The organism is Microcoleus sp. D3_18a_C4 (assembly GCF_036702415.1).
Taxonomy (GTDB): Bacteria; Cyanobacteriota; Cyanobacteriia; order Cyanobacteriales; family Microcoleaceae; genus Microcoleus.
On the sequence record NZ_JAUBTI010000066.1, the window covers coordinates 3,417 to 13,364 of the forward strand.

At 48.4% G+C, this 9,948-nt stretch carries 6 protein-coding genes and 1 pseudogene; 3 read left to right on the forward strand and 4 right to left on the reverse strand.

What is annotated here, in order from left to right; all coding sequences use genetic code 11:
* Positions 1 to 2,321: DUF4347 domain-containing protein (locus QUB16_RS23140; protein WP_333319754.1), on the reverse strand; the 2,321-nt coding region annotated here is incomplete at its 3' end.
* A gap of 349 nt (positions 2,322 to 2,670) precedes the next feature.
* Here QUB16_RS23140 and QUB16_RS23145 point away from each other — a divergent pair.
* Positions 2,671 to 3,735: a TIGR03032 family protein gene (locus QUB16_RS23145; protein WP_333319790.1), complete on the forward strand. Its 1,065-nt coding sequence runs from the start codon at positions 2,671 to 2,673 to the stop codon at positions 3,733 to 3,735.
* Positions 3,736 to 4,093: 358 nt separating this feature from the next.
* On the opposite strand, the gene QUB16_RS23150 is transcribed toward QUB16_RS23145, so the two are convergent.
* The gene (locus QUB16_RS23150) at positions 4,094 to 4,732 is read right to left on the reverse strand and encodes a pentapeptide repeat-containing protein (protein WP_333319756.1); all 639 of its coding nucleotides are present in this window, start codon (positions 4,730 to 4,732) and stop codon (positions 4,094 to 4,096) included.
* A gap of 57 nt (positions 4,733 to 4,789) precedes the next feature.
* Here QUB16_RS23150 and QUB16_RS23155 point away from each other — a divergent pair, with 57 nt between their 5' ends.
* On the forward strand, positions 4,790 to 5,323 hold the full coding sequence (locus QUB16_RS23155) for a dual specificity protein phosphatase family protein (RefSeq protein WP_333212627.1): 534 nt from the start codon (positions 4,790 to 4,792) through the stop codon (positions 5,321 to 5,323).
* A 105-nt stretch (positions 5,324 to 5,428) separates the two neighbouring features.
* Here QUB16_RS23155 and rnhA read toward each other — a convergent pair whose 3' ends face one another.
* A complete protein-coding gene (gene rnhA / locus QUB16_RS23160; RefSeq protein WP_333319758.1) occupies positions 5,429 to 6,439 on the reverse strand; it encodes a ribonuclease HI in 1,011 nt (336 codons plus the stop codon).
* A gap of 81 nt (positions 6,440 to 6,520) precedes the next feature.
* Between rnhA and QUB16_RS33655 the strand changes: the two are divergent.
* Positions 6,521 to 8,485, forward strand: a pseudogene (locus QUB16_RS33655) (two-partner secretion domain-containing protein); the annotation flags it as partial.
* Between the two features lie 1,333 nt (positions 8,486 to 9,818).
* Here QUB16_RS33655 and QUB16_RS33660 read toward each other — a convergent pair.
* On the reverse strand, positions 9,819 to 9,947 hold the full coding sequence (locus QUB16_RS33660; protein WP_445251154.1) for a hypothetical protein: 129 nt from the start codon (positions 9,945 to 9,947) through the stop codon (positions 9,819 to 9,821).
* Between the last annotated feature and the right edge of the window lies 1 nt (position 9,948).

The following is a 9,948-nucleotide window of genomic DNA, read 5'->3' on the forward strand; positions in this document are numbered from 1 at the left end:
ACTGTATAAGTGCCGTCAATTAAAGTTGAGGTGACGCTGGTGACTGTGGGTGCAAGAGTGTCAATTACTATGGCTTTATTTGCACCCAAAGAGTTAGCGGCTGCGGGTGCAGGTAAGGTGATTGCGGCATCGTTGGTAGCAGCATCTTTAATGGTGCCACCGTTGAGGGAGAGGGCGGCTGTTGAGAGATAATCTAGGTCTGCACTGGTGTTGCCGGAGGCTACGGTGTAGTTGAAGGTGAGGGTGTTAGTACCGCTACCAGAGGCATAATTGATGGCGGTTCCTGCACCTCCTGTGTTTAAAGTTAGTTGTGGTGTGCCTGTGACGTTGACGTTTTCGCTGAATGTTACCGTAATTGGGATGATTTGACCGACTGTATAAGTGCCGTCAATTAAAGTTGAGGTGACGCTGGTGACTGTGGGTGCAAGAGTGTCAATTACTATGGCTTTGCTACCGCCGAGGGAGTTGGCTGAGGGTAGGACGGGCAGGGTTAAGAGGGCATCCGCAGTCAAATTATCTTTAATGGTGCCGCCGTTGAGGGTGAGGGCGTTGGTGGCGAGGTATTCTAAGTCGGCAGAGGTGTCTCCTGGTTGCACTACATAGTTGAAGGTGAGGACTGTAGTGCCGCTACCAGAGGCGTAGTTGGCAAATTGATCTGTGGTACCCGTTTCTAGTTGCAGTTGGGGTGTACCGGTGACGTTGACAGCAGCATCAAAGGTGACGGTGATATTGAGGGTGGCACCGATGCCGTAACTGCCGTCAGCGGTGGTGGCGGTGACAGCGGTCACTTTGGGGGGGGTGTTGAGCAGGATGGAGGCGGTGTTGCTGCTGGCGTTCGCCGTTGCTAAGTCTGGTAAATCGTCGCCGTTGAAGTCGCCGATGCTGACGGAGAGGGGTAAATTGCCAGTTGCGAAGGTGACTTGGGGGGCAAAAGTGGGGGTGGTGACTCCGGTGGGGGTGGTGTTGAGCAGGATGGAAACAGTGTTGCTGTTCGAGTTCGCCACAGCTAAGTCAGGTAAATCGTCGCCGTTGATGTCGCCGATGCTAACAGAGGTGGGGAAACTGCCAGTAGGGAAGTCAACTTTGGTGGCGAAGGTGGGGGTGGTGGCGAAGGTGGGGGTGGTGTTGAGCAGGATGGAAACAGTGGTGTTGAAGGCGTTCGCCACAGCTAAGTCTGGTAAATCGTCGCCGTTGATGTCGCCGATGCTGACGGAGAGGGGTAAAAAGCCAGTTGCGAAGGTGACTTGGGGGGCAAAAGTGGGGATGGTGACTCCGGTGGGGGTGGTGTTGAGCAGGATGGAAACGTTGTTGCTGTCCGAGTTCGCCACAGCTAAGTCTGGTAAACCGTCGCCGTTGAAGTCGCCGATGCTGACGGAGATCGGGTCGCTGCCAGTTGCGAAGGTGACTTGGGGGGCGAAGGTGGGGGTGGGGGCTCCGGTGGGGGTGGTGTTGAGCAGGATGGAAACAGTGTTGTTGTTTACGTTCGCCACAGCTAAGTCAGGTAAATCGTCGCCGTTGAAGTCGCCGATGCTGACGGAGATGGGTCTGCTGCCAGGGAAGGTGACTTGGGGGGCGAAGCTGGGGGTGGGGGCTGCGGTGGGGGTGGTGTTGAGCAGGATGGAGACAGTGTTGCTGCTGTAGTTCGCCGTTGCTAAGTCTGGTAAACCGTCGCCGTTGAAGTCGCCGATGCTGACGGAGGCGGGACGAGTGCCAGTAGGGAAGCTGGCTTGGGTGGCGAAGCCTAGTACGCCGCTGTAGGTTTTGAGGGCGGTTTCTGTGAGGATTAGTTGGGCCGCTTGGGGCGATGGGGGGATGAGTTGGGGGATGTCCCAGGTGCCGCCCTTTTCGCGGTTGCCTGTGGTAGCGGTGTTGGCCGCGATGTTTGCGCCTGTGAGTTGGTGCAGTTGAGTGAGGAATTTGTGGCCTCTATCTCCGGCTGCTACGTTACATCCATATAAGATGATGCTGGCGTTGTCAGTCAAACTGTTTGGCCACTGTTGCAACTGTTGGGTGTAGTTGTGGATGTTGCTGCTGTTGAGTTCTGTTGTGCCTAAGTAAAGGCTGCCGGGGCTGCCGTGTGTGATGATGTGGAGGGCTGCGATGCCTGTATGCTGAGCTAGGATTGTGGTGATTTGCTCTACGGCATCAGACTTGCTTTCGAGGATATAGGTTGCAGCGCCCGGTTTGATGCCAGAGGCTATGTGGTGGCTGTCGGGTATTGTGGGATCAAGGATGACTATTTCGCTTTGTTGGTTGCTGATGCAACCAACAAAGGGAAATAAATTTTTTTTAGGCTGGTTAATTTGAGTTAGGGTTGTCATCTGGTTTTGCTTCTAGTGGAGTGCGTTGTTGTTGAGCTTGTCTGGCTGGGTCGCCCGCTTTGAGTTCGACGGTTTTTTACCTTTTGGCAGATGGCACCTTAGACTTTAATTATAGGATATTGCGCTAGTGTCTATTAATCGGAAAAGTCGGATCGTAAAGTTGGAAAAGTCGGATCTTTGTCATGAGTACAGAATTAATTGGGAATTTTAATCGCAGATGGTGGCGAATATACCCTGATAGACGCAGATGAATGTTGATTTGGGTCAAGTACGATGGATAAAACCCGCAAGGCGAGGGAATTACGATCGCCCTACATTTGGGATATATAAAGATATGCCTTCAGATTCTATGAATAACGATGCCGCAGTTTCCCCTACAGTACAAGAACACGAGATTTTTGGCGATCGCGATTTTCCATCTTGGTTAACCCAACAACAAATCAGCCTCGCTTGCACTACCTATCAAACCAGCAGGTTAATGTTAATCGGTGCTGTGCCAGAAACGAACAGAATATCGGGATTTTGGCGAATATTCGATCGCGCAATGGGGCTTTACTGCACGCCGGAACGCCTTTATTTAAGTTCAAAATATCAACTCTGGCAATTAGATAATGTCTTAGAATCTGGTAAATTATACCAAGGATACGATAAATTATATATACCAAGAATCGGTTATACTACAGGAGATATCGACATCCACGATATCGCAGTCGATAAAAATAATCAAATCATTTTTATTAGCACTTTGTTTAATTGTATCGCTACTTTGAGCGATCGCCACAGTTGCAAACCTCTCTGGAAACCAGGCTTTATCTCACAATATATAAATGAAGACCGCTGTCACCTCAACGGTTTGGCGATGGTGGATGGGGAGGCGAAATATGTCACAGCGTCGAGTCAGTCGGATGTGGTGGATGGCTGGCGCGATCGCAGACAAAACGGCGGTATAGTTATTGATATCGAATCTAATGATATTATCGTCACAGGATTGTCAATGCCGCATTCGCCCCGCTGGTATCAAGATAAATTGTGGTTGCTGAATTCGGGGAGAGGAGAATTCGGTTATGTGGATTTAGATACAGGGAAATTTGAGGCGATTACGTTTTGTCCGGGATATGTGCGAGGACTAGCTTTTTGGCAAAATTGGGCAATTGTTGGACTCTCGAAACCTCGGGGAGGTGACAACACTTTTAGCGGTTTAGAATTGGATGAGTTGTTAGCAGCCAAGGATGCTGAGCCTCGCTGTGGTATGATGGTGATAGATTTGACTACTGGGGCGATCGTTCACTGGTTGCGGTTTGAAGGAATTGTCACCGAACTCTATGATGTGCAAGTGATTCCCCAAGTGCAAAAGCCGATGGCGTTGGGTTTTCAAACCGATGAAATTGCTCAATTAATTACTTTGGAACTTTAACCGCAGATGGTGGCGGATGTACGCGGATTAACGCAGATACAGCAGATTCCACGTTTATGAAGCATACCCCGGAAGTGCGATCGAGCGCCGTAGGGAAACGGCATTACCCAAAGCGTGTCAACTTAAGCTTTTAGTCCACCACTCCTCCCCCCCACCCGCTAGTCCGCCAGGGGTTGAAACCCCTGTCTAATAGCTAAAGTCCTCTAAAAGAGGACTCAAGAACTCATCAGTCCTCTTTTAGAGGACTTGCGCTTTGAGGCAGGGGTTTCAACCCCTGCCGGACTGTCGGTTTGATGTTAAAATGTTTACAGGATTTACCCACGCGGTGTGAGAGAAAGTATTTAAGCGGGATTTGGTATTACTCAAAAATCGCCCCATCTAAGCTGGTTTTTCTTAAGTCTGTTCTCGCTAAATTTGCACCTCTTAAATCGGCACCTATTAAACAAACATTGCTTAAATCTGCATAACTTAAATCAGCACCTCTGAGATTAGCATCTGATAAATTTGCTCCTGATAAATTCGCCCTCACAAGTTGCGATTTACTCAAATTGCTGCCACTCAAATTGGCAGATGGCATCTGTACCGCCATTAAGTTTGCTTTGCTTAAATTAGTGCCGCTGAGGTTAGCTAAATTCAATTTAGCATAACTCAAATCAATGTTTTCCAAGCAAAGTTCGCTCAATTGCGCGCATCGCAAGTTAGCATTAATAAAAAACCTGTCTCCAACCGCATAACGGCGCAGCAATTCGTCAACTCCCAGCCGGATTAAAACTGGTTCGCCAGCATTTTGGTAGCACCACGATGTCTCCAGCAAACTAGCGGCTGCTTCAATTGCTACCTTGTCGCATTTAGGGAGCACCAAACTATTGCACCCATCCCACTCACCGTTGAGCATGAATGCCATGTCAGAAGCTGCTGCTATTGAGTCGCATAGCAAAACGGTTTCTGGTTTGGGTTGCAGCCAGTTCATTAAGGCGATCGAACTCTTGTTTTTCACTGTTGATTCAGGATTTGTTGGTATTTCTTAATTATAGGTAAAATTATTGAAAACATTATGCACAAATTTGCGGCGGCTTCGGAGACTGAATTAATTGTATTTGGTGCAGCGAGACCTGGATATCGCGATGCAGAAATTGCTGAGTGGATTGAATTTATGCAGGGGCACAATATCAAGCAAGTTTGCTGTTTGCTTCCCGATTCCCAACTCATCCGCTACGGGGACTTACTGGGAACGTATCGGAATATCTTTGGGTGCGATCGAGTTTGCTGGGCTCCGATTGCCGATTTTGAATTGGTAGATAGGGATATTTTGCTCGATCGCATATTACCATTTTTGGCATCTGCAAATAGCAAAGGCGAACGGGTCGTAGTTCACTGTTCTGGGGGGATCGGACGTACAGGACAGGTTTTGGCTGCTTGGTTGGTTAGCGGGCGGGGATTATCTAACAAACAGGCGATCGCAGCAGTAAAAAAAACTGGTAGAAATCCCTATGAAGCCGTGTTTGCTGCTTTGTTCAAAGGTCGAAACCCTTGGCAAGTTGCCGGAGAACTTAATGCTCTTTTAGATGATGGTCGTCCTGTTATATGAACTCCGGTTGCACCGTTAGTTAATTAACAGTTAACAGTTAACAGTTAACAGTTAACAGTTAACAGTTGACCAAATGCCAAATGCCAACTGCCAACTGCCAACTGACTAATCAGTTGTACTAACGTGGTCAATTCTCTCTAATTGCCAGAGAATTTGGTTGCCCTCGCGTCGCACCCGCGACACTACCCAATTTCGCCAAACCCAGTTGTCTCCGCGACTGGTGACAGCGCTGGCATTTACATCCATCAAATCAGCCAGTTCAGAACTGGTAATCAAGTAGCCTTTCGTCGCAACCTCGTCGGCGATGTGCAACGTTTCGATCAGATTGCGGAGGTCCTGAACCCTCACCTCGCGGGGCAAGTTCTCCAGGGTATCGGCAGTTGAATCCATCATGGTAGAGTTGGAGATCGGAAGGTCAGAAGTTATGACATAGGATTCTATCGTTTTGTTACCAGTTACGTCCGTTTCTTCCGAAACAATTGCGTTGTCAAAGCGTAGGGGCGGTGCCCCCGTGCCCGCCCCGGCCTCGTCTCCCGTTGGTTTCTGCTGTTTGTTACCAGTTACGTCCGTTTCTTCCGAAACAATTGTGTTGTCAAAGCGTAGGGGCGGTGCCCCCGTGCCCGCCCCGGCCTCGTCTCCCGTTGGTTTGTGCTGTTGCAGTTGGGGAGTGAGATTGTGCGAGAAGCTGCGGGCGATTTCATCGCATCTGTCGTTGTAGAAGTCGCCGGAGTGGCCGCGGACGTGTTCCCACTTGATTTGTCTGGAATTCAGCTTGTCTAGCAGATGCCAGAGGTCTTGGTTGACAACATCTTTGCCCGTTGAGGTTTTCCAGCCTTTATTTTTCCAGCCTTGAATCCATTTGGTGATGCCGTTTTTAACGTATTCGCTGTCGGTGTAAACGGTGACGGGTTCGGTTTGACCGGAATTGGCAAAAAATTCCAGCGCAGCGACGGCAGCCTGCATTTCCATGCGGTTGTTAGTGGTTTGGGGGTCTGCACCTCCGAGTTCGTGACACTTGCCGTCGGCGAAACAAACTACTGCACCCCAGCCGCCGGGGCCTGGGTTGCCGGAACAAGCGCCGTCTGTGTACAAGCTTTTGATTTTGGGAGTTGTCATGAGCGAATTAATGTGTAATTTAGAGGTAAGTTGTTTGCAAGTGCGATAATTAAGGCAATTGAGATAGTTTTACTTCCTGCTATGAAAAATGCCAACTTAAAGATTAAAAAGGTTGCGCTATTTATTTGTCCCTTTTCTTTGTTAATTTTTAATACTTTCGCGCAAGCACAGCCCATAGTGCCTGCTGCTGACGGTACGGGTACTGTTGTCACCCCGATCGGCAACCGTTATGATATCAACGGCGGCAGTTTGTCGGGAGACGGCGCGAATCTTTTTCACAGTTTTGGGCAGTTCGGCTTGAATCAAGGTCAAATTGCTAATTTTCTGACTAATCCGGCTATTCAGAATATATTAGCTCGAATTGCTGGCGGGGACGCTTCGCTAATTAACGGTTTAATTACTGTCACGGGCGGCAATTCTAATCTTTTTCTAATTAATCCTGCGGGGATTGTGTTTGGCCCGAACGCGAGTTTGAATGTGCCGGCGGCTTTCACTGCAACTACTGCTACTGGTGTCGGTTTTGGTTCAAATTGGTTTAATGCTGCAGGTACAAATAATTTTAGCGCGTTGGTTGGTACGCCAAATGCTTTTTATTTTAGTCCGGGTGTACCGGGAAGTATTGTTAATGCTGGCAATTTAGCGGTGACTCCGGGGCAAAATTTGGCTTTGCTTGGCGGTACGGTTGTTAGTACCGGGCAGTTGTCGGCTGCGGGCGGGCAAATTACTGTTGCTGCTGTTGGGGGAGATAATGTTCTCCGCATTAGTCAACCGGGACATTTGTTGAGTTTGGAAATAGCAACGGGCAGAAATTTTGGTAATTCTCCACAGACTTTGAATCCTGTTTCTTTGCCGCAGTTGCTGACAGGTACTGGGCAAAATCAGGCGACGGGTGTTGTGGTTGCTGATGACGGTTCTGTGCGGCTTGTGGGTTCTGGTTTGCAGGTGAATTCTGGGGATGTGGCGATTGCTGCTAATGTGTCTGGGCTGCCGCAGTTGAGTGCGGGAAGTGCGAATTTATGGGCTGCGGAAAATCTCACGTTAGCGGGCACTAGGCTGCAAACTACGGGGGATTTGAGTTTGCTGGGTGGGGATGCGGTGCGGGTCAGGGACAGCGCCCAGAATCCTTTTTTGGCGCAGGCTGGGGGGAATTTATACATTCAAGGATCTCGCACGATCGACATTCTCACTCAAAATGCGATCGGCGGCTTATCTCTTCCCCCGCAATTCCAAAGCGGCGGCAATTTGAGTTTGGTTAGCAACGGCGTTATTTCGGGGGATGCCCACTTTGTTTCTGGTGGCAATTTTTCGATTCGCAATTTGTCGGGAATGCCGGGAAACTTTGTCAGTTTATTTGACCCGATTATCAGTTCCGAAGGAGATGTTTTCTTTGGAGATTATACCGGAGTTTCGCTGAAAGTCGAGGCGAAGGGGAGCATTGTTGGCGAGGAGATTACAATTACCGGCCCCGATATTGCATTGGGTAGGGAAAATCTGAGTGGCGATCCAGATATTGCTATTTTAACCAGCAGTCCGGCTTTAATTCTGCGGGCGGGAGTGGCAAATCTGGCAAATTCTCCTAATGTTCCTAATTCTCCTACGGATACTCCGGGTGATAATGACCCACCTACTCCTTTAGATAAGGATGACGATGCAATATTTACTCCTGCGTCTATTTTATCGAATAATTTGATTTCTGTTGAAAATATTTCGGCTGGCGGGCAGGTGATTTTGTCAGCGCCGGGAACTATCGCAACTAGAGATATTAATGGCGGTCAAATTAATCTCGAAAGCAGGGAAGCAGGAGTGGTAGTTGGGGGCAGATTAACGTCTAGTTCGATAATTAATATTCAAGCTAATGACAATATTATATTGACAAGTGACATTTCTCGTGCTGATATCAACGGCAGTATTAGTCTGAATACTGTTCGAGGCAATATAGTAACAGGGTCGATCGATACTGGGACTTCGGGGGCGATCGCACTCAGAGCTTTTGGCAATGTGAATTTTGGGACTTTGCAGGGCTCTAATGTTGATATTGTCAGTAACTCCGGGGCATTGGGGGTTTTGAGCGATCCGAATATTATAGTCCCTAATACTACACCAGTCAATATTACAGCAACTGAGAATATCAATTTGACAGCTTCTAGGGACTTAACGGTAGGCGATCTCACCGCTGCCACTGTCAATGCTAGCAGCCGCAATGAGAATGTTAACACGGGGGCGATCGCTACTTCTGGTGATGTCAGAATTCTAGCGGGACAGGAAATAAACACAGAGGCAATAACTGTTAATCCTGTTGCCACAAATCCACTTAATCCCATTATCCCTACAGTCAATCTGGACGCCCTAACTAATATTAGCGTTGATTCCATCAATGCTCCGGCGGCTACGATTGCTTTGAGAGCAACCAGCAACTTAAATGCAGGGAGTTTGCTGGGGGGTTCAGTCGATCTCAATAGCGATCGGGGAAATATTGCGATCGGTAATACTACATCTATTGGGAATATTAATATAATAGGTTCGGGAAATGTAAATTCAGGGGATTTGCTGGGAAAAAAAATTAATGTAAATAGCAGTTCGGGAATTATTGATATTGGCCGCGCTACTGCCACAGCAAATACTGTCACTTTAACAGCGCCGCTGGATGTAAATTCACGAGATTTGCGGGGAGTTGGAGTTAATGTAAATAGCACTTCGGGAAGGATTAATATTGGCAATACCGAGGCCACAACAGGAAATGTCAGTTTGACAACTTCTGGCAATGTAAATTCAGGAGATTTGCGGGGAGTTGGAGTGAATGTAACTAGCAATACGGGAAGTATTGATATTGGCAATACCGACGCCACAACAGGAAATGTCAATTTAAGAGCGCCCCTCGATGTGACTTCACGGGATTTGCGGGGAGTTGCAGTTGATGTCACTAGCAGCAGGGGAAGTGTTAGCACTGGCAATATAGATGCTTCGGGAATTGTGAGGATTTTAGCCGGAAACGAAATCAGCATTGGGCGAATAAATGTTAATCCGATTGGGTTCGATCGCACTTCTAGAGTAAATCTCAACGCTCAAAATGATATCAGTGTTGTATCGATCGATGCTGCGGGCGGTAATGTTGAGATCGCAACTCCGGGTTTAGTTCGAGTGACGGGTACTTTTGACCAAAACGGCACTCCTGTTAGCATCTCGACTCTTGGCGACACTCAACCCGGTACAGTTACGATCCGCCACGGCGGCGGCGATGTCAATCCGCCGATACCTTTTGCGGTGGGAGATGCGACGACTAACGGTACTGCTGGGGCGATCGCCAGCAATGCTGTGGGTACGATTACTCAGGGACAATCTTTTATCAATTCTTACACTCAAGGCAATAGTGCGATCGTCACTACCAATCAACCAACAAATCCCCCCGATACAAATCCACCCGATACAAATCCCCCCGATACAAATCCACCCGATACAAATCCACCCGATACAAATCCACCCGATACAAATCCACCCGATACAAATCCACC

Bases quoted from the DNA above. Each gene is read 5' to 3' on its own strand.
- QUB16_RS23145 (WP_333319790.1), top strand. From the start codon at position 2,671: ATGAATAACGATGCCGCAGTTTCCCCTACAGTACAAGAACACGAGATT.
- QUB16_RS23155 (WP_333212627.1), top strand. From the start codon at position 4,790: ATGCACAAATTTGCGGCGGCTTCGGAGACTGAATTAATTGTATTTGGT.
- rnhA (WP_333319758.1), bottom strand. From the start codon at position 6,439: ATGACAACTCCCAAAATCAAAAGCTTGTACACAGACGGCGCTTGTTCC.